A 26,453-nucleotide genomic window follows, 5' to 3' on the forward strand; every position below is an offset into this window, starting at 1 on the left:
TTTTGGCGGTGGCGGGGCTTCGGGCAGTTGGTAATGACAATAACGAGAATAGAGCATCTACAACCATGGCATTACTGACTGAACACGAGCAGCGCCAAGTCGCCGAAGCGATCGCCCGGGTCGAGAAAACCACCGACGCGGAGCTGGTCACCGTGCTGGCGGCGCGCGCCGACGACTACGCCTATATTCCGTTGCTGTGGGCGAGCTTGATCGCGTTGGTGGTGCCGGGCGTGGTGCATTACCTGTCGGGGTACCTGACTATGTACACCTTGCTGGTGGCGCAGTGGGCGACGTTCATTGTGTTGTGCCTGGTGTTTCGCTTGCCCAAGGTCACCACCCGGCTGATCCCGCGTTCGGTACGCCACTGGCGTGCCTCCAACCTGGCGCGGCGGCAGTTCCTGGAGCAGAACCTGCACCACACAGTGGGCAGCACCGGGGTGCTGATTTTTGTCAGCGAGGCCGAGCGTTATGTGGAGATCCTGGTGGATGACGGGATTTCCAAGCGCCTGGATGACAGCAATTGGGATGCCATTGTCCAGGCGTTTACCCAGCAAGTTAAACAGGGGCAGACGCTGGCCGGGTTCATCGCCTGCGTTGAAGCCTGTGGCGAGTTGCTCAAGGTGCATGTGCCCGTTACCCAAGCCCGCAACGAACTGCCCAATCGCCTGGTCGTACTCGAATAACTGCTTTTTTGTAGGAGCGAGCTTGCTCGCGAAAAACTCTCAGGCGCCGCGTTCATTCAGGAAACCCGCGTTATCGTTGACGTTTTTCGCGAGCAAGCTCGCTCCTACACAGGGCAAGCCAGCTCCGGGTTGATTGACCGTTGATCAAATAACCCCGTGCCCTGAGCCCCCATCCCGCCTAAAATGCCCGGCATTCTTTACCCGAGGCGTTTTTGTTCATGTCCGTCACCGCTCAACCTGCCCGCCCTGCGCCGGATCATCATGCCCAGTTCATCGAACTGTTGAGCGCAAGCTTGGCCCAGAACGCTTTTATCAAGCTGGTGCTGGCCAAGTACGTCGGTGAGGAAGCCGAGCTGCAGCGGCTGATCATCAAGCCGGTGGTGGTCAAGGAGCAGCCTTGCCTGTCGTTCGTCTATCGCTACAAGACCCGCGACATCACCAAGAACTTCCCTTTGGCCGACGGCGTGGCGGCGATCGGCGAGCTGTTGCCCAGCTCGTTCAAGAACGCGCATTTGCTGGCGCTGACCGACGAAGCCCAGTTGGAATACAGCAAGAAGAACAAAAGTTCGCTGTTCAAAAGCAAACCGCAGCAACTGCGCGAAGCGCCGTCGGCCGAGCATAACCGTGAAAAAAATCGCTTCCTCGACCTGAGCCGGCCGTTCCTCGCCGACCTGGGCGTGACCGACGCCAAGCAGGCGCTGATCCCCTCGATGTCGCGCAAGTGGAAGCAGATCAACAAGTTCATCGAAGTGTTCAGCCATGCGTTGACGTCGTCGCCGTTGCAGCTCGACCGCCCGGTGCGTGTCGCCGATTTCGGCTCGGGCAAGGGCTACCTGACCTTCGCCATTCACGATTACCTGCGCAATACCCTCAAGGCCGAGGGCGAGGTCACCGGTGTCGAGTTGCGTGAAGACATGGTCACCCTCTGCAACAGCGCCGCCGCACGCCTGGAGCACCCGGGGCTGGTGTTCAAATGCGGCGATGTGCGCAGCGTGGCGCCCAGTGAGCTGGACGTGATGATTGCCTTGCACGCCTGCGACATCGCCACCGACTACGCGATCCACACCGGCATCCGTTCCGGTGCGTCGATCATCATGTGCTCGCCTTGCTGCCACAAACAGATCCGGCTGCAGATCCAGAGCCCGGCGTTGCTCAAGCCGATGCTGCAATACGGCCTGCACCTGGGCCAGCAGGCGGAAATGGTCACCGACAGCCTGCGCGCATTGTTCCTTGAAGCCTGTGGCTATGAGACCAAGGTGTTCGAGTTCATCTCGCTGGAACACACCAACAAGAACAAGATGATCCTGGCGGTCAAACGTGCCGAGCCTGTGGACAACGCGCAGCTATTGGCAAAAATCCAGGAGCTCAAGGCGTTCTATCACATCACCGAACACTGCCTGGAAACCCTGTTGCGCGGGGATGGCTACCTGGCCTGAAATGGGCGCGGTTCCCTGTGGGAGCTTGCTCCCGTGATGGCCCCGGCGGCCCGCGCATATCTACCTGACGCCCCGCGATAGCGGCCTGACAGTCAACACAGTTGGATTGTGTACATATCCATTCCTGCGGTAACGGCCACTTAGGGTTCCGCTTTTACAGCGGGTCACTTTTGGAAGGACCCAAAAGTAACCAAAAGGTCCTCGCCCCACCACTCGGCACCTCGCTTAGGCTCGGTGTGCCCGAAATCCGCCAGTGATTTGGGGGGCCGCCGCCACGCGCCATCCATGGCGCGGGGCGGCTAAACCGGCATCCCTGCCGGTTTACCCCCCAAATCCCTGTCGAATTCCGGCCAGCGTGGTTTAACGGGGCGCCTGAGATCAAGATCACAAGCAGATCAAGATCAAGAGCGGCTCGCTTCGCATCGTGGTTACCGGTGGCTGCGGCGAACTGCGCAGTTGTGTAGATACCTATGGCTATCGCAGGCAAGCTCCCACAGTTGGAATACGTGCGTGGTTAGAAGAACCGCGTCACGCTGATCTTCGCATCACGCCCTTTGGTGTACGCCCGGTCACCGCTCAAGGCTGGGCGGAAGTTTTTGTTGAACAGGTTGTCCACCGTGAAGTTCACCTCGGTGCCTTTGAGGTATGCCTGCTGCGGTGCCCATTTGGCGAACAGGCCCTGGGTGTTGTAGCGCTTGTTGCCGTACTGGTCGTAGAACACATCGCCGATGCTGGAGCCCGGGCCGCCAGAGTATTTGTCGCTGGGCAGGCGGTCGGTGGCGCCGATGAATTGGCCCATCCAGCCCACCTGGGCATCCCAGGCCGGGATGTGGGTACCCAGTACCAGCACCCATTTGGTCGGCGGAATATCCCGCGCGGCTACGTCCGGGCCCCAGGGATTGGTGTAGGCGCCTTGGTGCTGGCCCTTGGCATAGGCGAACGACACCGAGCCAAACAGGTAGGTGGAGTTGTAGACCGATTCGAGTTCCACACCCTTGATGGTCAGGCTGCCGATATTGCGGTAGTTGGACATCGGCCCTGGCGGGCAAGCTGAAGCGATGCTGCCGCCATTGACAGCCTGGTTCTGGCAGCCCACGCCGGTGGCCTTGAAGATCTCGTCTTCGACTTTGTTGTGGAACAGGGTGGTGCGCAGTTGCAGGTTGTCGTCCTGGGCGATCAGGTTGTCGAAGCTGGTGATGTTGCCAAGGGTGATCGAGGTGATGCGCTCCGGGTCCAGGTCGACGCTGGTGGCGGTGCGACTGCCCACGCCCTGCACTTCGTATTGTTCGTCGATCACCGGGGCGCGCCAGGTCTGGCTCCAGTTGGCGAACAGCCCCACATTCGGCGTCACGGTCCAGAACAGCGCCAGGCGTGGTGACCAGCCAGTGTAGGTGCGGTCGCTGTAGTCGTGACCCACTGCCGGGTTGGGGTTGTTGTAGTAGGGCGCATCGTTGCCTTCGCCGCGGTTGCGCACATGGTCGTAGCGCAGCGACGGCGTGATCGTCACGTCGCCCAACGTCACCGCGTCCTGGATAAAGAAGCTGTTGGTATCGACTTTGCCGTGGGGCATGAAGCCCGGCTGGAAGTGCCCGTAGTTGTAGCGCGGCGTGTTGTAGGTGGCGCCGGGCATCCACATTTCGGTTTCGCGGGTGTGCTTGCGCACTTGCCCGCCGACCGTCACGGCATGCTGCAAGGGGCCGGTGTCAAACAGGCTGACGTTACGGATATCCAGGAGCTTGTCGGTGTAGGCGGTGTCCATCTTGCGCCCGCCGGTGGCCAACTGGAAAAACGCCGTGGCGTCACGCTCATCGGTCTGCTCGGTGTTGGACTGGGAGTACTTGATGCTCAAGTCCACCAACGGGTTGTCCAAGGGTTGGTATTCATACTTGCCCGACCAGGTGGTGTCCACCGTGTCACGGTGGGCGAGAAAACGCTTCAACGCGCCTTCGTAGCCGTAGCGGTCGATGTTGAACTGGGTCGGCGGTGTGGGGTAGCTGGCGGCGGAAAACGGGGTCCAGCGATTGCTGTGGGAGCGCGAGTACGACAGCCCGACGCTGTGCTCATCGGTAAAATGCGCGTTGACCTTGAACAGCTTGCCGTCCACATCCTGTGCGCTGTTGGGCAGGCGCTGGGGGTTGATCGGGTACTCATTGTTGTCGTTGGGCAACTTGGCGGCCACTTTCATATCGCCGCCGTCGCGTTGGGTCAGGTAGGCCAGCGCATCGAAACGGCCATCGTCGGTACGGCCGTAAACGGCACTGCTGTAGACCTGCTCATGGTCGTTGCTGGAGTAGCCATATTTGAGCATTGCACCGCTGTTACGGCCGTCCTTGAGCAGGTCCGGGGCGTCCTTGGTGACCATGTTGACCGTGCCGCCGAAGCCGCCATTACCGGTGAACGGCGAGTTGGGGCCTTTTTCCACTTCGATGCGCTTGATCAACTCGGGCTCGATAAACACCGTGCCTTGCTGGTAACGCTCAAAGCCCGTCTTGGTGGCGCCGTCGACGGTCAGCGGTACGTCTTCGGCATCGCCGAACCCGCGGATGTTGATGGTCTGGCCACCGGGTTTCAGCGAGCCGCCCTGGCTGACACCGGGCAAGGTCTGCAACAGGCTGGGGATGTTATTGGACTGGTAGCGGTCGATATCGGCCTGGGTCAGGGTGGAGCGGTTGACGGTGCTGGCGTTCACCTCGTTGCCGGTGCCGATCACGCTCAAGGTGTCCAACTGGATCGCGCCACCGGTGGTGGTTTTGCCCTCATCGGGGCGCACCACGTAGGTACTGCCGACCTTGAGCAGGATGAGTTCACCGTTTTTGAGCAGGGAGCGAATGGCCACTTCCGGGGTGTAGTCACCGTCAAGCGCCGGGGCCTGCACGTTCTTGAGCAGGGTTTCATCGAACAGCAGCTGGATTTTCGCCTGCTGGGCCACCTGGCTCAGGGACGTGGCCAGCGACTGGGCCGGCAGGTGCAGCTTGAACGACTCGGCTTCGGCGCTGAGGCTCAAGGCCAGGCACGTAGCCACGAGTGTCGGTCGAAGAAACAGGTGCGAAGCGTGGCAAGGCGCGCGAAACATGAAATCCCCCGGAGCGGCTAAATAGCCAAAAAGGTGTGCGTATCAAACACAGACAGGAGGAAGACGGGGCAGGCAAAAAAAACCACACATGCGAATGCAAAATATTCTCATGTGCGGTTTTTGCCGTTTATTTACTCGGCTCGATTCTCATGATGCCATCCGCCGAGAGCACGGTTTTCACTGGCAACAGCGCGGGCAAGGCGTTGAGCAGGGCGTCCGGGTCGCTCACATCAAGGTTGCCCGACACCTTGAGGTGCGCGACGGCCTTGCTGACCTGCAACGGCGTCTGTGGACGGTAGAGGCTCAGTTCGTCGATCAGGCTGGCCAGCTCTCGATTGCGAAACGACAAATGCCCGCTGCGCCAATCGGCGACCTCTTCGGCGCTGAGGCTTTGCGGCTGCACGGTGCCTTTGGCGTAGTTGTATGAGGCCCGTTGCTGGGCGCCGAGCAGGGTGACGGGGCTTTCGCCATTTGGCGCGAAAGCGACCTGGCCATGGGCAACGCTGACCACCAATTGCTGCTGCCCACGGCGCACATCGAAAGCAGTGCCCACCACCCGTACGCTCGACTCGCCGGCTTGCACGTAGAGGGGGCGTTCCTTGTCGGCGGCCACTTCGATGTACAGCTGACCTTTGTCCAGGTGCAGCACCCGTAGATGGGCGCTGAAGTCCACGCGGATATGGGTGTTGGCATTCACATACAAGGTACTGCCATCCGGCAAATTCAACGTGCGCATGCCCTTGGCTTGGGTGGCAACCTGGCTGTGATACAGCTCGCGCGGTGCGCCGATAGAGGTCGCCAGCACGGCGCAGAGCAGAGCAGCGGCCACCGCCAGGGCAGGGCGCCAGAGACTGGGCTTGCGCTTGGGCAGTGCCAGCGGTTTGTTCAGTTGTTGCAATTGGGCGAGGTCGGCCCACAGCTGTTCGAATTCGGCATAGGCGCGCGCATGCGCAGGCACCGCCTGCCAGGCGGCAAAGGCTTTGCGGTCGACGCGGCTTACTTCGTTGCGGTTGCGTGCAAACCAACTGGCGGCTTGGGCGTCGATGCAATCGCTCGCTTCGCTGTCCAGCGCGTCTGTGTCGCTCGGGCGGTTCATTCTGGCTGCTCCGTGCCGGGGGCGGGTTGAAGGCGGCGCTTGCAGTGCAGCAGGGCAAAGGCAATGTGCTTTTCCACCATGCTGGTGGAGATGCCCATGCGCGTTGCTATCTGCGCCTGGCTCAAGCCTTCGAAGCGGTGCAGCATAAGGGCTTCTCGTCGGCGCGGCGAGAGTTCGGCGAGGACTTCTTTCAACTGTTCCAGGCGTTGCAGGCGAAGGGCGGCGGCCATGGGGTCGTTGTGCTCGTCAGTGACCGGCTCGGCATCCATTTCGGTGTGATCAGGGTGGACGGTTTGCCGTACTTTCTGTTTGCGCCAGTGATCGCGCAGCAGATTGCGCGCCATCTGGAACAGAAACGCCCGGGGCTGCTCGACCTTGGCGCGGTCGCGGTAGCCCAGCCATTGGGTAAACACATCCTGGGCCATGTCCGCCGCGTCGCTGGCGTTATCCGTGCGTTTACGCAGGAAATACAGAATATCTGCATAGAACCCGCGACAGGCATCGGCCGACGACGGGTCGGGCTGGGGACGAGACATGGATATCCTTCTTGACGAAGCACGACTTGGAAAAGTCGTGAATGATATCGAGAATTATTGTCATCTGTCTCCAGCTAAATAGATCCCTGCCGTTTGGCTGGAAAAAACTGAGGCATGACCTTTAATCCTACAAGTTTGGGAGCGAAATCCCACTCAAAGGAGAAAGTCATGGCTGGATGGTATGAGTTGAGTAAAAGCAGTAACGGGCAGTTTCGTTTTGCGCTTAAAGCGGCGAACGCAGAAACCATATTGACCAGCGAGCTTTACACCACCCGCAGTGCTGCTGAAACCGGCATTGCTTCGGTGCAGGCCAACAGCCCACATGATGAGCGTTATGAGAAAAAAGTGGCCAGCAATGGCCAACCGTTCTTCAACCTCAAGGCGGCCAATCATCAAGTGATCGGCAGCAGCGAGCAGTACACCTCCACAGCAGCACGGGACAATGGCATTGCCAGCGTCAAGACCAATGGGTCCAGTGTCACTATCAAGGACAAGACCTGACAGCAGTACAAGAAGACCTGCGCCCCGGCTCGCGAGAACCGGGGCGTTTTTTCACACCGATGACAGCAGTGTTTTGAGCTGTCCGATGCCCGTCTCACCCAACGGGAACACCGGCAACCGCGGATTACCCACTTCCAATCCGGTCAAGCGCAACCCGGCCTTGATCGTCGCCGGCAACCCGCCTTTGAGGATGAACTGCAGCAATGGCAACTGTCGGTAGAACAGCTCCCGCGCCTTGTTCAAATCATCGGCCAGCACGGCCTGATACAAGCTCAGGTTCAGTTGCGGGATCAGGTTCGGCGCCGCAGTGCACCAGCCTTTGGCGCCAGCCGCGAAGGCTTCCAGCGCCAGCGGGTTGCAGCCGTTGTAGAACGGCACGTCACTCTGCAGTTTCAACTGGTGCATGCGCTGGATGTCGCCAGTGCTCTCCTTGACCATGGTCACGTTCTCGACCTGCTTGAGGATGCGCAGGATCAGCTCCACCGACATGTCGGTACCGCTGGTGGCCGGGTTGTTGTAGAGCATGATCGGCACGCCGATGCTGTCGCCGATCGCGGCGTAATGGGCGAGGATTTCCGCTTCACTGAGTTTCCAGTACGAGGCCGGCAACACCATGACCACATCGGCGCCGTGCTCTTCGGCGTAGCGGGCGCGGCGCACGGCCTTGGCGGTGGTCAGGTCGGACACGCTGACAATGGTCGGCACGCGCTTGGCGACTTTCTTGATGCTGTAGGCACTGACTTCATCCCACTCGGCATCGCTCAGGTAAGCGCCTTCGCCCGTGCTGCCCAAGGGCGCAATGGCGTGGACGCCGCTGTTGATCAAGCGGTCGATGGAGCGCCCGAGGGCGTCGAGGTCAACGCGCTGGCCGTCGGCGCTGAAGGGCGTGATGGTGTAGCCGATGATGCCGTGAATGGTTGGGTTGGACATGGGAAAAACTCCGGTCGAAAAGGGGGGCAATCAGTTCAGGCAATCGGCGTGCTTGCGCAGGTTTTGCCGGGCGTAGTAGTTGAACGCGGCGCCGTGGCGCTTGGGCTTGGAGATCCAGTCGTGGGCCTCGCGCCCCAGCTCCGGCAGGATCGGTTTGACGGTACCTGCAGACATTGCCAGCAACTGCAACTTGGCAGCCCGCTCGATCAACTGCGCAATCACGCAGGCTTCTTCGATGCTGGCCCCGGTGGACAACTGCCCGTGGTGCGAGAGCAGGATGGCGCGCTTGTCGCCCAAGGCCGTGGTGATGATTTCCCCTTCTTCATTGCCCACCGGCACGCCGGGCCAGGCCTCCAGGAACGCGCAGTCTTCGTACAGCGGGCAAAGGTCCATGTGCGACACCTGCAATGGCACTTCCAGCATCGACAGCGCGGCAATGTGCGTGGGGTGTGTGTGGATGATGCAGTTTACATCCGGTCGGCCGCGGTACACCCAGGTGTGAAAACGGTTGGCCGGGTTGGGAATGCCATGGCCTTCCAGTACCTCCAGGTCTTCGTTGACCAGCAGCAGGTTGCTGGCGGTAATTTCATCAAAACCCAGGCCCAGTTGCTGGGTGTAGTAGGTGCCTGGCGTCGGCCCACGTGCGGTGATCTGCCCGGCCAGGCCGGAGTCGTGGCCGTACTCGAACAGGATTCGGCAGGTCAGCGCCAGCTTTTGGCGGTCGGTCCACGTATTATCTGCCAGGCTGTTTTGCATCTGGCTCAGTGCTTGCTTGACCAGTTGGTCTTTTGGGAGTGCTAATGTCTTGGCCATATCGGTGTCCTTTGGGTGGTTCAATGGACGTCGGATTTGCTGGTCGCCCGCTGCTCGCAAGGTTGTTGGGTGAATGCAAATGACACTAAAGATGCTATATGACACTTTGTGTCATTGGCAAGCCTGTCTCATCGCTTTCTGCATGGATTAACCGCAGCACATGTCTATCCGCTTGAAAATATTAAGAAAAAAACTTGGCGTGACTCTGGAGGCCCTGGCCGAAAAATCCGGGATGACCAAGAGTTACCTGTCGAAAGTCGAGCGCGGGCTCAATACGCCCTCCATCGCCGCGGCGTTGAAACTGGCCAAGGCGTTGAACGTGAAGGTCGAAGAACTCTTCAGCGAGGACAACGTCCGCCTCGACAGCTACAGCCTGGTGCGCAGCCACGAGCGGCCCGACACCTCGCCGGGTTATGCGGTGCTGGCCCATCAAGTCAGTGAGCGCAGCCTGTTGCCGTTCATCATCTACCCGCCGGCGGAATTCACCGACAAGACCTTCAAGGAGCACCTGGGGGAGGAGTTTTTGTTCGTGCATGAAGGCCAGGTGGAGGTGGATTTCATGAACGAGCGCGTGCTGCTGGAGCGCGGCGACGCGTTGCATTTCAACGCACAGAAACCCCACCGGCTTCGCTCGGTGGGAGAGGTGCAGGCGCAGTTGCTAGTGGTGGTGCACAGCGCTGAGGAGTGATCCCTTTCATTCATTGAAATGCAGTCAATGTGGGAGCTGGCTTGCCTGCGATAGCGGTTTATATGTGCCCAATCTGTCACTGACCCACCGCTATCGCAGGCAAGCCAGCTCCTACATTTTGCTCAGCGTTCCACAGGGACGGATAATGCCGGATTGCCCAGTGGGTGTGTACGCGCTGTAAAGAACCTCAGTTCCACAGCAGAGCCCTCGAACAACTCCAGATACCGCCGCTTCTGCTGACGAATAAACCCATCACTGCGCCCCGACACCGAGATCGCCAGGGTGCTGATGCTGGCCTGGCCGATAGCATCTACCAGGTGTTTATCCTGCGGCCCCAAGTCATGGCCGAAGATGCACAGCGCGCCTTCATGGCTCAACAGCTGTTCATAACAGAACGACAGATAATCCGAACTGCGGATACTTTTGAGTTTCTCCTCCACCTTGCCTTCACTGACAAACAGCGGCACATCGTCGAGGGTTTTGATCGTGTTGTTAATGGCAAAACTGCTGAGCAGGGTGCTGTCGGTGGACGGCAATTTACGCGCCGTGCCGTCAAGGTTGCGCACCAGATGCAGGCCGCCGTGCAGGTACAGGATGCGGGTGATGTCGGTGCGCGTATTGCGCAGGTCGAAGCGTGAGTCGGCGCTGCGAAACAGGTCGTCGATGCCCGGTGCGTGCAGGGTCGCCCAGTAGTTGAGCAAGTCGTAGTTACTGGTGAAGACGGTGGCGTAGGTGGCCAGCTCCGCGTGGATCGTCGCCAGCGTCGACGGCTGCACCAGGCGCCAGGGAATGTGCACGGCATGGATGGTGTTGATCAGCGCTTCCTTGATCGCGTAGTAACGGTTACGCGGCGCCGCCGAGCTGACCGCCAGGGCCTTGTTGACCCGGCTGGTGGTTTTCAAGGCGCCCAAGGCTTGCTCGAAACTGCGGGTTTGCAAGGCGTCGAATACGCTGAGTTCGGATGGACTCAGGGGTTTTTCTTCGACGGTACGGGCGTTTTCGAACAGCGAGTCGTAGGCAAAGTCTTCCCAGATCGTGCGGCTGGCGCCGTTACCGATCAGAATCGCGCTGAAGTCGACGGCAGCGCGCAGGTCGCTCCAGTCTTCAAGGTGGGCGTCAATATCCTGGAAATCCTTCATTGCGGCGGGTCTACTCGAAATCGGCTGGGGGCTGACTTTATCACGAGCCGGCATTGATCCTGATCAAGATGCGCCACGCGGTACAGGTTGATTCTATCGGCATAAAGCCTTTGAGGATTGATCATGAGCAGCACGTTCTTCATCCCCGCCGTCAACATCATGGGCATCGATTGCCTCGACGAAGCGATGACCGCCATCCGCAACTACGGCTTTGGCAAGGCGTTGATCGTGACCGACGTCGGCCTGGCCAAAGCCGGTGTGGCCGGCATGATCGCCGAGAAGCTGGCGATGCAGGATATCGACTCGGTGATCTACGACGGCGCCAAGCCCAACCCCAGCGTGGAAAACGTCGAAAAAGGCCTGGCGTTACTGCAACAGAGCGCCTGCGATTTCGTCGTGTCCCTGGGCGGCGGTTCGCCCCATGACTGCGCCAAGGGCATCGCCCTGTGCGCCACCAACGGCGGGCGCATCGGCGACTATGAAGGCGTCGACCAATCGAGCAAGCCGCAACTGCCGCTGGTGGCCATCAACACCACGGCTGGCACGGCCAGCGAGATGACGCGTTTTTGCATCATCACCGACGAAAGCCGCCACGTAAAAATGGCCATCGTCGATCGCAATGTCACGCCGTTGCTGTCGGTCAACGACCCGGCCCTGATGGTCGGCATGCCCAAGGGACTCACCGCCGCCACGGGCATGGATGCGCTGACCCATGCCATCGAAGCCTACGTGTCCACTGCCGCGACACCGATCACCGACGCCTGCGCGATCAAGGCCATCGAGTTGATCAGCGCCAATCTGCGCCTGGCGGTCCGCGACGGCACTGACAAGGCCGCACGGGAAAACATGGCCTATGCGCAGTTCCTCGCTGGCATGGCCTTTAACAACGCGTCCCTGGGTTTCGTGCATGCCATGGCCCACCAATTGGGTGGCTTGTACGACCTGCCCCACGGCGTGTGCAACGCGGTGCTGTTGCCCCATGTACAAAGCTTCAATGCCAGTGTCTGCGCCAAACGCCTGAGCGATGTGGGCCGTGCCCTTGGCGCGGATATCAAGGGCATCACCGTAGAAGAGGGCGCGCAGGCTGCCATCGCGGCGATTCGTCGGTTGTCCCAGGACGTGGAAATTCCTGCTGGTTTGCGTGAGCTTGGCGCTAAGTTGCAGGACATTCCTTTGCTGGCCAGCAATGCGTTGAAAGATGCCTGCGGGCTGACCAACCCACGGCGGGCGGACCAGCGTCAGATTGAGGAGATCTTTCGTAGCGCTTTTTGATCCGAGCTGCAGCGGGCAAGGCATACGCATGTGCCGCCCGCCAACGCCACACACAGCACCGCCAGCGGCCACGCCTGCTGGCTCAACAGTAGGCTTGCCGCACCGCCGATCATGGCTGCCATCCATTGATGCACAAAACCGCTGAGGGCCATGGCGTAGGAGCCGCTGGTGGGAGCCTCATCATTGGCGAGAGACAAACTGATAGGGTAACTGATCGACTGCCCCAGCACCGCCAGGCAATAGGGCAACCACAGCAGCACTGCGAGCCCACTGGCAAGCACGCTGCCAAGCAACATGGTCGCCGTACCGAGCAGTATCAGTGCAACGCCTGCACGCATCATCCTCAAACGACCTGTGCGTGTAACGAAGCGATTGACTATCAACGCACCTGCCAGGTAAGCCCCACTGATCGGCCAACCCAGCCAGCCGTATTCCATTGCGCTCCACTGAAAACTTCCCTGAAAAATCAACGGTGCGCAGGTATTGAATGCAATGATCACCCCATAGCCCAAACCGCCGGCCAGTGCGGCGTGCAGAAAGGGAGGATGTCGCGCAATCGCGTTGTAGACACGCCAAGCGCGGACCGAGGAGCTAGCCTTTGCTTGCGTCGCCAATACCACCCCTTGCAACACCCCTATCAATGCGACAGCCCCGATTGCCAACGTATAGAAAATCGCCTTCCAGCCGAACACCATTTGCAATAACGAACCCACGAATTGGCCGATACCAAGGGCGACCACGAAGGTCATTCCCAGCCACGACAGCCCCTTGGCCAACAGTGCACCGCTGAAGTTGTCGCGCATCAATACACGCGCCATGACGGACATCCCGCCAGCCCCAAAGCCCTGAAGCAGGCGTAAGGCTAGAAATGACTCAATGTTGAACGCTGATGGAATCGTCGCACTCGCCAGGGCATACACCGCTAGGGCTGCAAGTAACACCGGTTTTCTGCCAAATCGCTCAGCCAGGCTACCCCACAGCAGCATTGGCAATGCCATGCCCACCAGGTACACCGCTAGAGCCAGAGCGACATGCTTTTCGACGGCTAAAGCTTGCGCGATTGCTGGGACTGCGGGCAGATAGCTGCTGATACCGGCTTGAGCGAGAAAGGCCGCGCTACAGGCGAGGGGGAGAGCGATATGGCTTTTCAATACAAGTCGTCCTATATCCTAAGTAAGGAAGAAACTGCTAGCTCGGTATCGTTTACACAGTTTTTAATCCGTTTCAGTAATCGTGGCCATTAATGAACGGCCCCATTAGGTAGCTTCTGACTGGGAGTTCAAGCTGAGGCTGGTCTTTGAGAGTGTGATTAGTTGGGTTAGCTGAGAGCAAAATGATTTTATCGTTGTAGGACTCATATCTGCTCGAAGCGTTATGCGTACGGCTGCTTTTCCTTTTGGCACTACCGGGAAAAATACAGCAGATGTAAAAAAAACAGCGTCCGAAAGTCGGATGGCGAGCTCATTCGCTTTTTCAGCTTCTCCACAGTTAATTAAGCGTATGGCCGTCTGTGTGCCGTGCTGCTCTGTATGTATTAGCTGGTCAAATAGTTTGATGTTGAATTGAAGCTTTTCTTGAAGCTCGTATAGCTCTTCAGACTGGTGTATTTTTAGCGAGGCCAGCCCAGCTCCAATAGCTGCTGAGTTCAGACTTTGCGACCAGTTGCTTGGGCCACCGTAGCGGTACATCAAACTTTTTTGTCGTTCGCTGCCAAACATGATCAACCCGCCGCTAGCACCGAAAGACTTTCCTAAGGACGTGACTATTAAGGTCTGATCGTCTTGCGTGTGCATAAATGGCCGGATGTAACCACGTCCTCCTTCTCCGAATGCCGACAGCGCATGCGAGTCGTCCATATAGAGAAATAGCCCGTAACGAGCTTTTAAGTAAAGTAAGTCGTCAACATCCGCAACGCCGCCCATGCTGTATATGCCGTCAGCTATATACGCGACGCATTTGCGGGTTTTGCATAAATCTTCAATGAAAGAGAGATCGTTATGGGGGGCGGTCACTACTTCAGTCTCATCAGCGCAGGATGCTTTAATGTGATTCATCGAGTAATGCGAGTGCTTGTCGAATACCATCGTAGGCGGGCAATTACTAGTAAAGGCTCCGCTCGCGAGCAGAGGGAGCAGTCCAGAGCTAGCAGCACTGCAAGACAATGTGCTTAAACATATGGAGTTAAAGTGGTCCGATAGTTCTAGCTCGTATCGTTCGAGTATTTCCAGTTTGCAACGGTTCTTTGAATTTGCGATTCGCAGGGTTTTGGCCTCCCTTATTCCCTGCATCGCACCTTCTATTATGGTTGGATGGTGATCGAGTCCAAGATATGAGGTTGTGCAGAAGTGATGGAGGTCACGCCCATATTGATCTGTCAGGTAATTATTGTTTTTGACGGTGACATTGAGTTCGCATATTCTCCCGCTCTTTGCCGAGTGCCAGTCCGGTTCGGCCAATGCTATGAGTTTTTTGTAATTTGAGAATTTGTGTGTGTGTATTGAATTTTCCATTTTTCTAGCGTCCTTTGGGGGGGGCTGGAAAACACTATCGGGAAAATTTTGATTCGATAAGTCAGACGATTCCCATGCACGATAGTCCGGATGGAGTATTTCGCGTAGGCACATTCCTACTTTTTAGGGTGGCGCAGTAATGTCATTCGAATAGATGCCTACAATGTCCTGGTGTGTCAATGGACCTGAAGGGGGATATCATGCGATTTAATGGGGCTGTGCGTCAGTGAAGTGAGTAAGGTGCCGGCGTGCAGGGCGGATGTGCCGGTAGCCTTCAAGAGGCTCGTCTATCGACTCGCCAAGTCAGTGGGATGAAGGAATATTTGATGAGAGTTCTGTTATTCGGCGCCACCGGCATGGTGGGCCAGGGTGTGCTGCGCGAGTGCCTGCTGGCGGCCGATGTGCAGGAAGTGGTGGCCGTCGGCCGCACGTCCTTGACCCAGGAACACGGCAAGTTGCATCAGGTATTGCACAACGACATGCTGGATTTCCAACCCCTGGAAAACCTGCTGCAAGGTTTTGATGCGTGTTTCTTCTGCCTGGGGGTTTCGTCGGCGGGCATGAAGGAGGCGCGCTATACCCACCTCACCTATGACCTGACCCTCGTGGCGGCCAGTACCCTGGCGCGGCTCAATCCGCAGATGACCTTTATCTATGTGTCCGGCGCTGGCACGGACAGTTCCGAAGCCGGCAAGTCGATGTGGGCGCGGGTCAAGGGCAAGACCGAAAATGCCTTGCTGCGCTTGCCGTTCAAGGCGGTGTATCTGTTTCGTCCGGGGATCATCCAGCCGTTACACGGTGTGCGTTCGAAGACCGCGTTGTACCAATCCTTCTATAGCGTGCTTGGGCCGGTGCTTTCGTTTGTGCGGCGACTTAAACCGGATTGGGTGGTGAGCACCGAGACCGTCGGCCGTGCGATGTTGCAGGCGGTTAGTCAAGGCGCGCCGCAGCCTGTGGTTGAGCAGGCCCAGATCAATCGCCTGGCGGCTGAGCGCCGCTGAACTGAATCAACGCCACGCCACCGATCAGCAGTAACGCGCCCAGTACGCGGGAGGTTGTCAGCTGGCGTTCCACCAGGCCGAACAGGCCGAAATGGTCCAGCAGCAGCGACGCGAGAATCTGCCCGGCCATGGCCAGCGCAATAAAGCCCGATGCGCCGAGTTTGGGCAGCAGCATCAGCGCCAATGAAATAAAACACACGCCAAAGGCACCGCCGGCCCACATCCACAACGGTGCCTTGCTGATAAAGGCTATGCTCGGCAGGGGTAAACGCAGCGCCACAATCACCGGCAGCAGCACGATGATGCTCACCAGCAAAGACGCCAAGGTGGCCCACAAGGGATGGCCGAGCCCACGGCCGAGGTTGGCATTGATCCCACTTTGAAACGGCACCACCGCACCGGCGAACACTGCCAGCGCTAATAAACCCACCCAATGCAACACTGTCATGTCGACGCTCCCAGATATTTTGCTGGACTCTAGGTTATTCGTCGCGCAAATTTAAATTCCAAATTCTTATGCCGAACATGCAGCCGATGAATGATCTGCGCCGCATCGACCTTAACCTGCTGGTGATCCTCGACGCTTTGCTCAGCGAGCAACACGTCACCCGCGCCGCCGAGCGCCTGCACCTGAGCCAGCCGGCGGTCAGCCATGCGTTGGCGCGGCTGCGCGATATGCTGGGCGACCCGCTGCTGGTGCGTCAGGGCGGTACGTTAGTGCCAACCGCGCGCGCCCTGGAGTTGGCGGCACCCTTAGCCGAAGCTTTGGCCCAGGTGCAGGCATTATTGGCGCCGAATCGTTTTGACCCCACTTCGGCCAAGCGCCGCTTTCGCGTGGCAATGTCGGACTACAGCGCGGCGATATTTCTACCCGGCCTGGTCCGCGTCCTACGCCAGGAAGCGCCTGGCATCGACTTGCAGATTATCCAGGCCAGTCGCGAAGGCATGGTCGAGGGGGTGCTCAATGGCGACCTCGACCTGGCTGCGGGCGTATTTCCCGACATGCCGGCCGAACTGCGTACTACGCCGCTGTTCGAAGAGCATTACACCTGCCTGGTCGACCGCAACAGCCTTGCGCCCAGCGGGGCGCTGGACCTGCCGACCTACCTGTCGCGCCCCCATGTACTGCTGGAGATGCGCGGCAGCGGCACGCCGGAAATCGAACGGGCACTGACGGCCATTCGTGAACGCCGCCATGTGGCTATCAGCCTGCCGCACTGGGGCGTGGCGCCGCAGTTGATTCAGGGGACGGACCTGATTCTGACGGTGTCGTCCCGGGGTTTACTCAATATCGACCTTGGGCAACTGCTGGCCGTGCCACCGCCGTTTCATATTCCTTCGTTTGCCTTTGAGCTGGCCTGGCATACGCGGCGGGGTGGGGATGCAGGGTTGCAGTGGTTGATTGGCAGGGTGCTGGGTGTATTGTCCGCAGACCAGCGATAACGGGAGAACACCTACATGCTCAGCGGTTTCAACCACCTGACCCTGGCCACCACCGATGTGCCGCGCAGCGTCAGTTTCTATCACGACCTGCTGCACCTGCAGCTCGAGGCAACCTGGGACAACGGTGCCTACCTCTCACTGCCTGGGCTCTGGCTGTGCCTGTCGCTGGACCCATTGCGCTCGACTGCTCCTGCGGTGGATTACACCCACTATGCCTTCACTGTCGATGCTGCTGATTTCACTGCCTTGGTCGAACGTCTGCGCGCCGCCGGCGTACAGGAGTGGCGAGACAACCGCAGCGAAGGTGCATCGTTTTATTTTCTCGATCCCGACGGCCATAAGCTGGAGGTGCATGTCGGCGATCTGGCCTCGCGGCTGCAAGCCTGTCGTACCAAGCCCTATGCTGGAATGAAGTTTTACCCATCGCGCTGAAACATGCAGAATCGTTCACCTTCAAGCGTCTGTCGGAGCGTCTACCATGACCCCATCCTTGCTGTTCGCCGTGCTGGCTTCGGGTTTTATCTACGGCATTACCCCTGGCCCCGGTGTCCTGGCCGTATTCGGCATCGGTGCGGCCCGTGGCCGGCGTGCCGGGGCAGGATTCTTGTGCGGTCATTTGCTCGGCGATGTGGTGTGGTGCAGCACGGCGCTGATTGCCATCGTCGGTGCGCGGGAAGTCGGCAGCAGTGCGTTTGACGTACTCGGTGTACTCAGTGGAATGTATTTATTCTGGCTCGGCTGGCGTGCGATCCGTACTCAACGCCGCAACAGCGATGCCCCTCAGGGCGCGGCGCGGCATCCGTTCTGGCACGGTATTCTGTTTGGCTTGACCAACCCCAAGGCCTATCCGGTTGCCGTTGCGACGTTCACCGCGTTGTTGTCCAGCCGGGCCGAGTTGTTGACCTGGTCGATGCTGCCGACGTTGATTCTGCTGAGCTTTATCGGTGGCTTGCTGGCCTACGCGATTCTGATCGGCGTGGTCGGTGCCCAACGGGTGCGCACGCTGTATCAACGCCATGAAATCCTCATCACCAGGCTTTGCGGCGTGATGTTTATCGGCTTCGCCCTCAATGCCCTGGCGCATGCATTGCCGGGCCTGTTCGGCAGCAAACCGGCCTGAGGCGACGACGACCGTTCGTCGCACAGGTAAGTTTTTTCTAAACCTTTACCGCCCTGAAAATTCGAATTCAGGGCGGGGTGTATGCTCCCGCGCCTATTTTTGCCCTGGAGGAACCCATCATGAGCCGCATGGCTATCCGGTTACGCACCGCCAGTTTCGCGATGCTGCTGGGCCTCGGCGCCAGCAATGCTTTCGCCCAGTCGCCTGCAGAATTCATCGAGCAGGCTTCGGCCAAAGGCATGGCCGATATCGAAACCAGTCGCATGGCCCACGCCAAGACCTCGTCCAAGGAAATCAAGGACTACACCATCGAGGTCATCAACGAGCGCACCCTGGCCAACCAGCACTTGGCGGCGATCGCCAAGAAGCTTGATTTGCCTGTGGCTCCACGGGAGAAGATCGTTGATAAAGCCGAAACCCTGATGCCTGAACTCAAGGACGGCGATTCGTTTGACGCTGCCTATACCGCGCAGCAGGTCAAGGAAAACGAAGACGCCATCGCCCTGTTCCAGAAAGAAGGCGCGGCGTCGGATGTGCCAGAGATAAAGGCACTGGTGGATGAGACGCTGCCCAAGCTAGAAGAGCGCCTGCAGAAAGCCCGGGCCTTGGCGTCGACCTACGGCAAGGGCCATCAAGGCGACGGTTGAGGCCGCTGCCTGATATGAAAAACGGCGGTTGGAGAGGATCCAACCGCCGTTTTTCATATGAACAGGGCTGTGGGTTTTTCTGCCGTGCTTTTAGGAGCAAGCCTACGGTATCTCAAGGCGGCGAGCGCAAGACTGGGTTTTTACCTGGATAGCCCCCAATGACCGCATATGCCACCTGCGACCTGCGCACACTTTATCACCTGACTGAAGATCACTATTTCTCTGCCACCTGCGGCCTGCATCGTCGTTATAGCGCCGCTATCAACGCTTATTTCGTTGACGTATGTACTGGCCTGTATGACTTGTTATTTATTCGCGTGGGCAGCGCTCCATTGGGCGAAGCTATAGCTGCACCGTTGGGCTTGATTCATGGTTCCGTCCTTGCAATACGCATTGTGGTTCATGAGGAAAAGGTCGATGAGCTACGCGTGGAGCTCTCCGGACTCGGTTTCCAGCCTGCCGAGCAGACAACCGCGATGGTTCTCGAGCTGTCGCGTTTTATTCCAAGGATGAGCGAGGAGGCTCTACAGATCTGCCTGACGCGGGATTTGAACGAATGGGCGGGACCCGTTGGCAGCGCGTATTCGATGCTTCCCGAGGTCGTTGTGAGCTATCAGGCACGGCACCAGAGGGCGCTTGATGCTGGTGAGGCCCTTTACCACTTCACCTTGTCCGCTGAGGGGCGGGTGAGCTGTTCGTTGACGTTGTCACTGTGTGAAGGCGAGGCCCGTCTGAATGATGTCGGCACGCTCAAGGGCTTTCGTGGAAGAGGCTATGCCACTTGCCTGATTCAAGCTGCCCTGCTTCACGCCTCGAGCCTGGGGGCTCACCGATGTTTTCTCGAGGCAACGGCGGAGGCCATCTCGCTGTATCAACAGTTGGGCTTTGCGCGTTTGTTCGAGTATCAGGCGTTCACTCGCGGAGCGCTTGCACACCGGTAATCAAAAAGCCATTTTTGCCTGGCTGCGATCCTCAAGGGTTAATAGATACTGCTTGGCTTCAAGCCCTCCGGCGAACCCGGTCAGCCCGCCCGAAGCCCCCACCACCCGGTGACACGGCGCAATGATAGAGATCGGATTGCGCCCATTCGCGGCACCGACGGCACGTACGGCTTTGGGTTTGCCGATTTGCTGGGCGATCTGGCTGTAGCTGCGGGTTTCACCGAAGGGAATGGTCAGCAGTGCCTGCCAGACCTGCTTCTGGAAGTCGGTGCCGGTGAAGTCCAGTGCCAGTTCGAACTGGTTACGCGTTCCGGCAAAGTATTCCTTCAGTTGGCGTTCGGTTTCTTGCAGCACCGGGCTGTCGTTGGCCTCGATCAATTCACCCAGGCGTACGCGATTGGCGCGTTCCACTTCCCAGAGAATGGCGCTGAGTTTGCCATCGCGCGCCACCAGTGTGAGTTCACCGACAGGCGAAGGCATGAGCTTGTAATGGTAAGTCATGGGCAGGCTCCTTGAGGGACGTGGATGGGTACGACGTCACTGTAGACCCATCAATGGGTTTGGAAACTACGTTTCTTGCGGTCAAATTCCTCGCCTGCCTAGAAGTTCCAGTAAACCCAGTTGGAATAATAAGAGTACCCGTAGAGCCAGACGATAATGTAGAGCGCCTTCAGCACTGATACCGTACTTAGCACGAACGCAGAAATGATATTGAGCAGGGTGATAATCAAAGCAAATACAGCCACGCGTCGGGTCGCATGACGCCAGGCTAGTTTCACCCCGTAAGCCGACGCGACAATCACGCCCGTACCCAAGAGCAAGCCAAGAGGAAAGGGTAGCCTTACAAACGAGGCCAGCAGTGGCAAAACCAGCACCCAGCCGGCTACTTGGCGCAGGATGGTTGGGGGTGTGGAGTGTTGGGTATCCCGCATTGCCGTGCTTCCGATCTTTGGCGCGATGAGGCGACATTATCGCGATGTGTTGCCGTCCTTGCCGCAAGACTTTGCTTAGGCGTAGCTACCGCTCCTGTTGTAATACCTTGAGCGCTGCGGACGCCAGAAACCCCGAGCGGCTTTTTTCCTGCGGATGATTCAGCACATATTCATCAATGCGATTGAGCAGATAGCCGGGCAGGGTGATATTGAGCTTCTGGGCCTTGCCCAAATACTTGGTCACGTCGATGTCCACCACAGCCCACGTGCAACCGGCGTACTGAGGGTTGGCGGCGTGTACGGTGACTTTCTGCGCGGTGGGGATCGGCGCGCCATCTTCTGCCAGGATCTCGAAGTGCCCTTCGATGGCTTCGCGGGCCATGGCCATGGCATCGTCCAGGTCATCACCGGCCGAATAACAGCCAGGAATATCCGGGACTTCCACGCCCCAGGCGTGGTCCGCGTCGCCCGTTGAGATTGCGATGGGGTAAAGCATGTTCTTGCCCTCCAGGGACGGTTAGCTCAGCAGAGCCTGTTTCAAAATACTTTTGGCGGTTTTATCCAGCAGGTCCTTTTTGGGGTGAGGGCTCGTCACGAGCCCCGGCTTTGTCGGGTGCTTGAAGTGATGATGGCTACCTCGGATGCGCACCAGATACCAACCGTCTGCAACGATGTGTCCTATCAAATACCGGCTATCCACATCACCTCCTTGTGGTGTGTGTTGGTGGTGACTATAACCACTGTTATAAAATTATCAACACTCTACCTACCAGCGGTCGATGTCCGAGATTTCTATAGGTGTTGAATGAAGTGTATGGGCGCGCATAAATGGCGCCGCTTGGAGGTATTACGAAGTACTTCACGTTCTCAGGCTTGGCTCCGGGCAGCAGATGCACGCTGAAGACCAAATTCAAGGCATAAAAAAACCGGTCACCAAGGACCGGTTTTTTGTGCATCTTACGCCAGAGCCCTCCTGACGCAAGTGAAAATCTGAGTGGAGCGGGTAGAGGGAATCGAACCCTCAACTAAAGCTTGGGAAGCTTTCGTTTTGCCACTAAACTATACCCGCTCAGAGCGGCTGACTTTGTACCAGATGTTCGGCTGGATTTGAAGTTTTTCTTTGAAAAATGTGAGAGTTGCGTGTGGCGACAGAGCTTGCTCGCCACAGTGTCAGGCCTGATTTCAAAGCGCCCATGCATGCTGCGCCTGGCCCTGGCTATACCGCAACTGGCTGACGGGCCGCTGCCCTTTCAAGAAGCCCACCACGGCCTCACGGCTATCTCGGCACGCCGCTTTATGTTCCATGTCCAGGAAGTGCCCCGTGGCCTGGATGGTGCTGAAGCTGCTCTTGGCCACATGCTGGCCAAACAGCTTGGCGTCGTCTGCACTGGTGTATTCGTCCCACTCGCCGTTCAAGAACAGCACCGGAATATCGATCTGCCTGGCTGCCTTGAGGTAGCACTGCCGGTCGCTGTTGAGCACGTGGCTGATGTGAAAGTGCATCTGCCCGTATTCGTGTGCGGCCAGGCTGCTGACATGGCGGTAGTTGAAGCGTTTGAACAGCGAAGGCAGGTGCTTGCCGATGGTGCTGTTGACCAGATGGCCGACGCGGTCGCGGTCGAGGTTGCCCAAGTAGTCGACGCCGCGTTCGAGGTAGTCACGCATGGGCGCATTGATCACCGGCGAGAATGAGCTGATCACGGCTTTTTCTACCCGACGGGGGCGCTGTGCGAGGGCAACCAACGTGGCGGCACCGCCCCAGGAGAAGGACAGCACGTGTTCAGCGGCGAAGTGGTCGAGCAGTTCCAGGAGGATCTGGCCTTCGACTTCCTTGGTCAGCATCTGCTCATGACGGTTATGGATTTTGGAACGGCCAGCGTAGGGCTGGTCGTACAACACCACATTGAACTGCGGGTACAGGCTTTTCACGGTTTGAGCGAAGGACGCCGTGGTCGCCATGGAGCCGTTGACCAGGACGATGGTCTTTGCCGCCGCGTCCGCGCGATAGAACTCCGTGTACACCCGATACTGACCCTGTATATCCAGCACAGCGATTTCTGGCCTCATGTCGTAAGACTCCTGGCAAGCGGGTAGTGCGCGCAGATCACTCTGCACGAGCTTTATGACAGGTAGGCATACGCCTGGAAAATGAGGGCCCATGTCGGTCCGATGACGGCTGGCCGGTGGGTGTTGTTATGACGGGCGGTTTGCCGGGAAGGCCCGTGGATCAAGCGTGGGCGAGGCAAGGTGTTTCTTGGAGGTTATAGGCGACTCATCAGTCATTATCTGGCCGAAGCCCTGATTCAAGCAATACGGAACACATGTCGCAAGGCGAGCGGCTGGTTTTTTGCCATCATCGGCTGAACGGTCGTCAGACTTTTAAGATCTCTTCGTCAGTCAGTGGCCGATACTGACCCGGCGCAAGCGACGCATCGAGCACTAAAGGCCCCATTCGCTCGCGGTGCAGGCCGATCACCTTGTTATCAAAATGACCGAACATGCGTTTGACCTGGTGATACCGGCCTTCGATGATGCTCAACCGCGCTGTCCTGGGACCCAGCCGTTCAAGTTCGGCAGGTTGGGTGGTGAGATCTTCGAAAGCGAAATACACGCCTGTCGCGAACGTCACCGCGTACTGCGGGCCGATGTCCTGCTCGGTTTGCACGTGGTACACCTTGGGCAACTTGGTCTGCGGTTGCGTGAGGCGCCGCGACCATTGGCCGTCGTTGGTGATCAGCATGAGGCCGGTGGTGTTGAAATCCAGGCGCCCGGCGATATGCAGGTCGGCTTTGTCCGGTTCGTCCAGCAGGTCCAGGACCGTGGAGTGTTGCGGGTCCGACGTGGCGCTGACGCAACCCTGGGGTTTGTGCAGCATGAAATAGCGCGCCGGCTTGCCCGCTTGCAGGATTTCACCGTCAACGCAGACCTGGCTGAATTCACGTACGTCATGGTGCGGATCGCTGATTGCAACCCCCTCTACGGTCACCCGGCGTTCCACCAGCAGCAGGCGCACTTGCTTGCGATTGAACTGTGGCAGGTTGCTGAGGAAACGATCAACGCGCATGGCGGTTACGCAACTGTTCGTCCACTTGCGCGCAGCGTGGGCACAGGCAGGCTTTATTACGCAACTCATCCGGCAGGGCTTCAAGCACCGCCGGGTCGATGATGATGCTGTAGCACCAGCAGGCTTGATCGGCAGTGCGCGGATCGGCCAGGGAGCAGTCGTTGCGGGCACCACAGGCGGGGCAAAGGGTCGGTGTGGTCATGGGTCGGTTCAGAAGGGAATCGGGTAGGGCGCGTTAGTTGTTGCACGATACAGCGCGGCTGCACGGCATTCCATCATCATGGCGTTTTGGCGGGCTTTCACTTCGTCTGAAACAGATGTTTCCACTTGTGTCGCGAACGCACCAGATTCGGTTTTTGATGTCAGATGTTTCGTCATTCAGTGAAGGCTGAATGCCGCTCGCCAGCGTCGCTGGAGGAGCTCTTCCGCGGTCCAGGAGGCCGCCATGTATCGACGACTGCTGCTTATCGCTTTGCTCGGCCTGACCCTTTCAGCCTGCGTGCCCTATTACGATGGAGGCGCTACCTACTATCGCTCCGAGGTCTACACCGCACCGGCGCCAGCCTATTACTACGGCGGCCCGCGTTATTACCCTTCCGGGCGCAGCTATTACGCGCCAGCGCCTCGTTACTATGCGCCACAGCCCCGTTACTATTCGGCGCCGCGCTACTACCAACCGGCACCTCGCTATTACCCACGAGCCGGTTACCGACCCTATTCAAACCAGGGCTGGGGCGACCGCTGGGGCAATGGCGGGCGTGGACGTGGTTCTGACCATGGAGGTGGCCGCGGCGGTCACCGTTAATATCTTGAAAAACAAGCGGCGCATCATGCGCCGTTTTTTATGGGTACCGTATGTCCGTACTGTCAGATTTAACAGCTATCTTTGAGGCGCTAGCTGTACTTCACTAACGTAAAGCCTCGTGCTTTTGCGTGGTGAGACTGAGCAGATGGAACCCCTATGTTCAAACAATCAATAGGCCTGCTTCTGCTGATGAGCTGCTTCATTGCATCGGCAAGAGCGGAGCAAGGCTGTCCTTATCCGTCGCAGGTCGCGTATGCCGACGGCCATTATCGTGTCAACGACAATGGCCTGCGCTGGCAAAGCCCGAGGGTTGCGTCTCGTGGCGTTATCGACGGGTTCATTGGCGCAGTCTTTGTGCCGGGCGAAGGCGAGGAGAGAGGAAGCGGCTACATGGACAAATGCATCTACCGCACCAGTAGGAATGGGGTGGTAATGTTGAGGCCAAACAGGGGTAATGAGGTTATCAACATGTCGTTGACCGGCACCTTGTATTGGGAGCTGCAGCCCGATGCGTTCAAATTGCCGGTGTACACCTGCAAGGACAGCCAACCGGACAATTGCGCCTTCAAGGTCAACGACAAGCGTACAGACCTGTCAGTAGTCAGATAAGTCTGCCAGAGGGTTCCTACCTTCCCAGGCCTTGTCAAAATGCGCCCGCACCACCGCTTCCGGGAGTGCATTGATATCCGGCCAGTGCCAATGAGGCGTCTGGTCTTTGTCGATCAGGCGCGCCCGAACCCCTTCGGCGAATTCCGGATGACGGCAGCAGTTGAGGCTCAGGGTGTATTCCATCTCGAACACCTGGGCCAATGAGAGGTGACGGGCACGCTGGAGCTGTTCCCACACAAGGTGCGCCGTCAGTGGGCAGCCCTCACTGAGGGTTTTGCCGGCCCGGCTCAATAGCGGGTCGTTGTGGTCGCGCAGCAGGCTCAAGGCTCGCCAGGCACACCGCACATCTCCTACATCCAGCCATTCGTCGATCTGTGCGCGGCGCGGTAGCCATTGCGCTTCGGGCTGATCGCTGATTGCCTCCTGCGCCAGGGCCTTGAGCAAGCTGTTGAGTTGCATCGCGCTCTGTTCCTGCCAGTTCAGCTGCAGCAGGCCATCGATCAGATCATCTTGCTGGTCATCACGCAGGAAACGGTCGGCCAGGCCCAAGTCCAGCGCGTCGCGACCGTTGATATGGGCGCCGGTGAGGCCCAGGAACAGGCCGAGCTTGCCTGGCAAGCGGGACAAGAACCAACTGGCACCCACATCCGGGTACAAGCCAATGCTGATCTCGGGCATGGCCAAACGACTGCTTGGCGTAACGATACGCACGGCGGCGCTTTGCAACAGGCCCATGCCACCGCCCAACACATAACCGTGGCCCCAGCAGATCAACGGCTTTGGGTAGGTGTGCAGGCGGTAGTCAAGACGATATTCGGCAGCAAAAAACTCAGCGGCCAGGGCCGGAACTTCGCCGGGCTGTTCACGGCAAGCATGGGCCAGGCTGCGAACTTCGCCACCGGCGCAAAAGGCTTTGGGGCCGTTACCGCGTAGCAGCACGCAGACGATCTGCGGATCTTTGGCCCAGGCCTCCATGCGCTCATCCAGGGCCAGAATCATTGGCAGGGAGAGGGCGTTAAGGGACTTTGGCGCGTCCAGGCTGGCGATACCGATGCGAGCGCCGCCACTGCCGGTCAGTTCTTCGAAATGCAGGTTCATCGTGACCTCAATCGAGAAGGTGAAGGATGAGTATGATCCCTTCGTGAGAAAGTGCCGGTGCTGTGTCAGATCAATTGACAAGCGGGGTCGGCTTTCCTAGGGTTCGCCTCATTCTT

30 protein-coding genes and 1 tRNA gene are annotated in these 26,453 nt (G+C 58.5%); 13 read left to right on the forward strand and 18 right to left on the reverse strand.

The window, feature by feature from the left end; all coding sequences use genetic code 11:
• Positions 1 to 65: 65 nt before the first annotated feature.
• Positions 66 to 683, forward strand: a complete 618-nt coding sequence (locus tag BUE92_RS01075; protein WP_073521593.1) for a TPM domain-containing protein — start codon at positions 66 to 68, stop codon at positions 681 to 683.
• A 218-nt stretch (positions 684 to 901) separates the two neighbouring features.
• Positions 902 to 2,119 carry a class I SAM-dependent methyltransferase gene (locus tag BUE92_RS01085; RefSeq protein WP_073521595.1) on the forward strand — a complete coding sequence of 406 codons (1,218 nt, stop codon included), beginning with the start codon at positions 902 to 904 and terminating at the stop codon, positions 2,117 to 2,119.
• 514 nt (positions 2,120 to 2,633) lie between these two features.
• On the opposite strand, the gene BUE92_RS01095 is transcribed toward BUE92_RS01085, so the two are convergent.
• From BUE92_RS01095 to BUE92_RS01105, 3 genes are all read right to left on the reverse strand, one after another.
• A complete protein-coding gene (locus BUE92_RS01095; protein WP_073521596.1) occupies positions 2,634 to 5,192 on the reverse strand; it encodes a TonB-dependent receptor in 2,559 nt (852 codons plus the stop codon).
• Positions 5,193 to 5,319: 127 nt separating this feature from the next.
• Entirely contained in the window at positions 5,320 to 6,288 is a 969-nt protein-coding gene (locus BUE92_RS01100; protein ID WP_073521597.1) for a FecR family protein, read from the reverse strand.
• A complete protein-coding gene (locus tag BUE92_RS01105; RefSeq protein WP_073521598.1) occupies positions 6,285 to 6,824 on the reverse strand; it encodes an RNA polymerase sigma factor in 540 nt (179 codons plus the stop codon). Before BUE92_RS01105 ends, BUE92_RS01100 begins: the two co-directional genes overlap by 4 nt.
• A gap of 168 nt (positions 6,825 to 6,992) precedes the next feature.
• On the opposite strand from BUE92_RS01105, the gene BUE92_RS01110 reads away from it, so the two are divergent.
• Positions 6,993 to 7,325, forward strand: a complete 333-nt coding sequence (locus BUE92_RS01110; RefSeq protein WP_073521599.1) for a YegP family protein — start codon at positions 6,993 to 6,995, stop codon at positions 7,323 to 7,325.
• 51 nt (positions 7,326 to 7,376) lie between these two features.
• On the opposite strand, the gene BUE92_RS01115 is transcribed toward BUE92_RS01110, so the two are convergent.
• The gene (locus BUE92_RS01115) at positions 7,377 to 8,255 is read right to left on the reverse strand and encodes a dihydrodipicolinate synthase family protein (RefSeq protein WP_073521600.1); all 879 of its coding nucleotides are present in this window, start codon (positions 8,253 to 8,255) and stop codon (positions 7,377 to 7,379) included.
• Between the two features lie 30 nt (positions 8,256 to 8,285).
• Entirely contained in the window at positions 8,286 to 9,068 is a 783-nt protein-coding gene (locus BUE92_RS01120; protein WP_073521601.1) for an aldolase, read from the reverse strand.
• Between the two features lie 160 nt (positions 9,069 to 9,228).
• Between BUE92_RS01120 and BUE92_RS01125 the strand changes: the two genes are divergently transcribed.
• Complete coding sequence (locus tag BUE92_RS01125; protein ID WP_073521602.1) at positions 9,229 to 9,756, forward strand: helix-turn-helix domain-containing protein; 528 nt, start codon at positions 9,229 to 9,231, stop codon at positions 9,754 to 9,756.
• 122 nt (positions 9,757 to 9,878) lie between these two features.
• On the opposite strand, the gene BUE92_RS01130 is transcribed toward BUE92_RS01125, so the two are convergent.
• Positions 9,879 to 10,895, reverse strand: coding sequence for a DUF4917 family protein (locus BUE92_RS01130; protein ID WP_073521603.1), 1,017 nt, complete (start codon positions 10,893 to 10,895; stop codon positions 9,879 to 9,881).
• Positions 10,896 to 11,018: 123 nt separating this feature from the next.
• Here BUE92_RS01130 and yiaY point away from each other — a divergent pair, with 123 nt between their 5' ends.
• Positions 11,019 to 12,167 carry an L-threonine dehydrogenase gene (yiaY, locus tag BUE92_RS01135; RefSeq protein WP_032893080.1) on the forward strand — a complete coding sequence of 383 codons (1,149 nt, stop codon included), beginning with the start codon at positions 11,019 to 11,021 and terminating at the stop codon, positions 12,165 to 12,167.
• On the opposite strand, the gene BUE92_RS01140 is transcribed toward yiaY, so the two are convergent.
• Together BUE92_RS01140 and BUE92_RS01145 are read right to left on the reverse strand one after the other, a co-directional pair.
• Positions 12,134 to 13,318: an MFS transporter gene (locus tag BUE92_RS01140; RefSeq protein ID WP_073521604.1), complete on the reverse strand. Its 1,185-nt coding sequence runs from the start codon at positions 13,316 to 13,318 to the stop codon at positions 12,134 to 12,136. The genes yiaY and BUE92_RS01140 overlap by 34 nt on opposite strands.
• A 105-nt stretch (positions 13,319 to 13,423) precedes the next feature.
• Positions 13,424 to 14,677 carry an aminotransferase class I/II-fold pyridoxal phosphate-dependent enzyme gene (locus tag BUE92_RS01145; RefSeq protein ID WP_073521605.1) on the reverse strand — a complete coding sequence of 418 codons (1,254 nt, stop codon included), beginning with the start codon at positions 14,675 to 14,677 and terminating at the stop codon, positions 13,424 to 13,426.
• Positions 14,678 to 15,003: 326 nt separating this feature from the next.
• Between BUE92_RS01145 and BUE92_RS01150 the strand changes: the two genes are divergently transcribed.
• Positions 15,004 to 15,678 carry an NAD(P)H-binding protein gene (locus BUE92_RS01150; protein ID WP_073521606.1) on the forward strand — a complete coding sequence of 225 codons (675 nt, stop codon included), beginning with the start codon at positions 15,004 to 15,006 and terminating at the stop codon, positions 15,676 to 15,678.
• Here BUE92_RS01150 and BUE92_RS01155 read toward each other — a convergent pair.
• Positions 15,650 to 16,126, reverse strand: a complete 477-nt coding sequence (locus tag BUE92_RS01155; protein ID WP_073521607.1) for a DMT family transporter — start codon at positions 16,124 to 16,126, stop codon at positions 15,650 to 15,652. The two genes, BUE92_RS01150 and BUE92_RS01155, sit on opposite strands and share 29 nt — an antisense overlap.
• 77 nt (positions 16,127 to 16,203) lie before the next feature.
• On the opposite strand from BUE92_RS01155, the gene BUE92_RS01160 reads away from it, so the two are divergent.
• The 5 genes from BUE92_RS01160 (at position 16,204) to BUE92_RS01180 (ending at position 19,829) form a co-directional block, all read left to right on the forward strand.
• Entirely contained in the window at positions 16,204 to 17,121 is a 918-nt protein-coding gene (locus BUE92_RS01160; RefSeq protein WP_443192737.1) for a LysR family transcriptional regulator, read from the forward strand.
• A 15-nt stretch (positions 17,122 to 17,136) separates the two neighbouring features.
• On the forward strand, positions 17,137 to 17,553 hold the full coding sequence (gene fos / locus BUE92_RS01165; protein WP_073521609.1) for a fosfomycin resistance glutathione transferase: 417 nt from the start codon (positions 17,137 to 17,139) through the stop codon (positions 17,551 to 17,553).
• 46 nt (positions 17,554 to 17,599) lie between these two features.
• Positions 17,600 to 18,241: a LysE family translocator gene (locus tag BUE92_RS01170; RefSeq protein ID WP_073521610.1), complete on the forward strand. Its 642-nt coding sequence runs from the start codon at positions 17,600 to 17,602 to the stop codon at positions 18,239 to 18,241.
• Between the two features lie 119 nt (positions 18,242 to 18,360).
• The gene (locus tag BUE92_RS01175; RefSeq protein ID WP_073521611.1) at positions 18,361 to 18,888 is read left to right on the forward strand and encodes a DUF4142 domain-containing protein; all 528 of its coding nucleotides are present in this window, start codon (positions 18,361 to 18,363) and stop codon (positions 18,886 to 18,888) included.
• Positions 18,889 to 19,046: 158 nt separating this feature from the next.
• The gene (locus BUE92_RS01180; RefSeq protein ID WP_073521612.1) at positions 19,047 to 19,829 is read left to right on the forward strand and encodes a GNAT family N-acetyltransferase; all 783 of its coding nucleotides are present in this window, start codon (positions 19,047 to 19,049) and stop codon (positions 19,827 to 19,829) included.
• On the opposite strand, the gene BUE92_RS01185 is transcribed toward BUE92_RS01180, so the two are convergent.
• The 8 genes from BUE92_RS01185 to BUE92_RS01220 all read right to left on the reverse strand — a co-directional run bounded on the left by BUE92_RS01185 (position 19,830) and on the right by BUE92_RS01220 (position 24,027).
• A complete protein-coding gene (locus BUE92_RS01185) occupies positions 19,830 to 20,330 on the reverse strand; it encodes a methylated-DNA--[protein]-cysteine S-methyltransferase (RefSeq protein ID WP_073521613.1) in 501 nt (166 codons plus the stop codon). It abuts the gene before it with no gap.
• A 98-nt stretch (positions 20,331 to 20,428) separates the two neighbouring features.
• Positions 20,429 to 20,761, reverse strand: coding sequence for a hypothetical protein (locus BUE92_RS01190; RefSeq protein WP_073521614.1), 333 nt, complete (start codon positions 20,759 to 20,761; stop codon positions 20,429 to 20,431).
• Positions 20,762 to 20,846: 85 nt separating this feature from the next.
• On the reverse strand, positions 20,847 to 21,257 hold the full coding sequence (locus tag BUE92_RS01195) for a type II toxin-antitoxin system HicB family antitoxin (RefSeq protein ID WP_073521615.1): 411 nt from the start codon (positions 21,255 to 21,257) through the stop codon (positions 20,847 to 20,849).
• A gap of 21 nt (positions 21,258 to 21,278) precedes the next feature.
• Positions 21,279 to 21,461 carry a type II toxin-antitoxin system HicA family toxin gene (locus BUE92_RS01200; protein ID WP_073521616.1) on the reverse strand — a complete coding sequence of 61 codons (183 nt, stop codon included), beginning with the start codon at positions 21,459 to 21,461 and terminating at the stop codon, positions 21,279 to 21,281.
• Between the two features lie 295 nt (positions 21,462 to 21,756).
• Positions 21,757 to 21,830: transfer RNA gene (locus BUE92_RS01205), tRNA-Gly, on the reverse strand.
• Positions 21,831 to 21,943: 113 nt separating this feature from the next.
• Positions 21,944 to 22,828 carry an alpha/beta fold hydrolase gene (locus BUE92_RS01210; protein WP_073521617.1) on the reverse strand — a complete coding sequence of 295 codons (885 nt, stop codon included), beginning with the start codon at positions 22,826 to 22,828 and terminating at the stop codon, positions 21,944 to 21,946.
• A 304-nt stretch (positions 22,829 to 23,132) separates the two neighbouring features.
• Entirely contained in the window at positions 23,133 to 23,825 is a 693-nt protein-coding gene (locus BUE92_RS01215; RefSeq protein WP_073521618.1) for a 16S rRNA pseudouridine(516) synthase, read from the reverse strand.
• On the reverse strand, positions 23,815 to 24,027 hold the full coding sequence (locus BUE92_RS01220) for a cysteine-rich CWC family protein (RefSeq protein WP_073521619.1): 213 nt from the start codon (positions 24,025 to 24,027) through the stop codon (positions 23,815 to 23,817). The genes BUE92_RS01215 and BUE92_RS01220 overlap by 11 nt, the downstream gene beginning before the upstream one ends.
• A gap of 243 nt (positions 24,028 to 24,270) precedes the next feature.
• Between BUE92_RS01220 and BUE92_RS01225 the strand changes: the two genes are divergently transcribed.
• Both BUE92_RS01225 and BUE92_RS01230 read left to right on the forward strand, forming a co-directional pair.
• Entirely contained in the window at positions 24,271 to 24,630 is a 360-nt protein-coding gene (locus tag BUE92_RS01225; protein ID WP_073521620.1) for a hypothetical protein, read from the forward strand.
• A 156-nt stretch (positions 24,631 to 24,786) separates the two neighbouring features.
• Positions 24,787 to 25,239: a DUF3757 domain-containing protein gene (locus BUE92_RS01230; RefSeq protein WP_073521621.1), complete on the forward strand. Its 453-nt coding sequence runs from the start codon at positions 24,787 to 24,789 to the stop codon at positions 25,237 to 25,239.
• On the opposite strand, the gene BUE92_RS01235 is transcribed toward BUE92_RS01230, so the two are convergent.
• On the reverse strand, positions 25,225 to 26,337 hold the full coding sequence (locus BUE92_RS01235; protein ID WP_073521622.1) for an enoyl-CoA hydratase/isomerase family protein: 1,113 nt from the start codon (positions 26,335 to 26,337) through the stop codon (positions 25,225 to 25,227). The two genes, BUE92_RS01230 and BUE92_RS01235, sit on opposite strands and share 15 nt — an antisense overlap.
• Between the last annotated feature and the right edge of the window lie 116 nt (positions 26,338 to 26,453).

Origin of the sequence: Pseudomonas fluorescens (assembly GCF_001902145.1) — a bacterium.
Taxonomy (GTDB): domain Bacteria; phylum Pseudomonadota; class Gammaproteobacteria; order Pseudomonadales; family Pseudomonadaceae; genus Aquipseudomonas; species Aquipseudomonas fluorescens_BV.

What these genes read in the sequence shown, in the direction of transcription:
- BUE92_RS01225 (WP_073521620.1), top strand. Translation starts at nt 24,271, where the DNA reads ATGTATCGACGACTGCTGCTTATCGCTTTGCTCGGCCTGACCCTTTCA.
- BUE92_RS01110 (WP_073521599.1), top strand. Translation starts at nt 6,993, where the DNA reads ATGGCTGGATGGTATGAGTTGAGTAAAAGCAGTAACGGGCAGTTTCGT.
- BUE92_RS01190 (WP_073521614.1), bottom strand. Translation starts at nt 20,761, where the DNA reads ATGCGGGATACCCAACACTCCACACCCCCAACCATCCTGCGCCAAGTA.
- BUE92_RS01100 (WP_073521597.1), bottom strand. Translation starts at nt 6,288, where the DNA reads ATGAACCGCCCGAGCGACACAGACGCGCTGGACAGCGAAGCGAGCGAT.
- BUE92_RS01125 (WP_073521602.1), top strand. Translation starts at nt 9,229, where the DNA reads ATGTCTATCCGCTTGAAAATATTAAGAAAAAAACTTGGCGTGACTCTG.
- BUE92_RS01235 (WP_073521622.1), bottom strand. Translation starts at nt 26,337, where the DNA reads ATGAACCTGCATTTCGAAGAACTGACCGGCAGTGGCGGCGCTCGCATC.
- BUE92_RS01185 (WP_073521613.1), bottom strand. Translation starts at nt 20,330, where the DNA reads ATGACTTACCATTACAAGCTCATGCCTTCGCCTGTCGGTGAACTCACA.
- BUE92_RS01105 (WP_073521598.1), bottom strand. Translation starts at nt 6,824, where the DNA reads ATGTCTCGTCCCCAGCCCGACCCGTCGTCGGCCGATGCCTGTCGCGGG.
- BUE92_RS01075 (WP_073521593.1), top strand. Translation starts at nt 66, where the DNA reads ATGGCATTACTGACTGAACACGAGCAGCGCCAAGTCGCCGAAGCGATC.
- BUE92_RS01130 (WP_073521603.1), bottom strand. Translation starts at nt 10,895, where the DNA reads ATGAAGGATTTCCAGGATATTGACGCCCACCTTGAAGACTGGAGCGAC.
- BUE92_RS01180 (WP_073521612.1), top strand. Translation starts at nt 19,047, where the DNA reads ATGACCGCATATGCCACCTGCGACCTGCGCACACTTTATCACCTGACT.
- yiaY (WP_032893080.1), top strand. Translation starts at nt 11,019, where the DNA reads ATGAGCAGCACGTTCTTCATCCCCGCCGTCAACATCATGGGCATCGAT.
- BUE92_RS01175 (WP_073521611.1), top strand. Translation starts at nt 18,361, where the DNA reads ATGAGCCGCATGGCTATCCGGTTACGCACCGCCAGTTTCGCGATGCTG.
- BUE92_RS01085 (WP_073521595.1), top strand. Translation starts at nt 902, where the DNA reads ATGTCCGTCACCGCTCAACCTGCCCGCCCTGCGCCGGATCATCATGCC.
- BUE92_RS01145 (WP_073521605.1), bottom strand. Translation starts at nt 14,677, where the DNA reads ATGGAAAATTCAATACACACACACAAATTCTCAAATTACAAAAAACTC.
- BUE92_RS01195 (WP_073521615.1), bottom strand. Translation starts at nt 21,257, where the DNA reads ATGCTTTACCCCATCGCAATCTCAACGGGCGACGCGGACCACGCCTGG.
- BUE92_RS01215 (WP_073521618.1), bottom strand. Translation starts at nt 23,825, where the DNA reads ATGCGCGTTGATCGTTTCCTCAGCAACCTGCCACAGTTCAATCGCAAG.
- BUE92_RS01210 (WP_073521617.1), bottom strand. Translation starts at nt 22,828, where the DNA reads ATGAGGCCAGAAATCGCTGTGCTGGATATACAGGGTCAGTATCGGGTG.
- BUE92_RS01155 (WP_073521607.1), bottom strand. Translation starts at nt 16,126, where the DNA reads ATGACAGTGTTGCATTGGGTGGGTTTATTAGCGCTGGCAGTGTTCGCC.
- BUE92_RS01220 (WP_073521619.1), bottom strand. Translation starts at nt 24,027, where the DNA reads ATGACCACACCGACCCTTTGCCCCGCCTGTGGTGCCCGCAACGACTGC.
- BUE92_RS01170 (WP_073521610.1), top strand. Translation starts at nt 17,600, where the DNA reads ATGACCCCATCCTTGCTGTTCGCCGTGCTGGCTTCGGGTTTTATCTAC.
- BUE92_RS01120 (WP_073521601.1), bottom strand. Translation starts at nt 9,068, where the DNA reads ATGGCCAAGACATTAGCACTCCCAAAAGACCAACTGGTCAAGCAAGCA.
- BUE92_RS01095 (WP_073521596.1), bottom strand. Translation starts at nt 5,192, where the DNA reads ATGTTTCGCGCGCCTTGCCACGCTTCGCACCTGTTTCTTCGACCGACA.
- fos (WP_073521609.1), top strand. Translation starts at nt 17,137, where the DNA reads ATGCTCAGCGGTTTCAACCACCTGACCCTGGCCACCACCGATGTGCCG.
- BUE92_RS01115 (WP_073521600.1), bottom strand. Translation starts at nt 8,255, where the DNA reads ATGTCCAACCCAACCATTCACGGCATCATCGGCTACACCATCACGCCC.
- BUE92_RS01230 (WP_073521621.1), top strand. Translation starts at nt 24,787, where the DNA reads ATGTTCAAACAATCAATAGGCCTGCTTCTGCTGATGAGCTGCTTCATT.
- BUE92_RS01150 (WP_073521606.1), top strand. Translation starts at nt 15,004, where the DNA reads ATGAGAGTTCTGTTATTCGGCGCCACCGGCATGGTGGGCCAGGGTGTG.
- BUE92_RS01160 (WP_443192737.1), top strand. Translation starts at nt 16,204, where the DNA reads ATGCAGCCGATGAATGATCTGCGCCGCATCGACCTTAACCTGCTGGTG.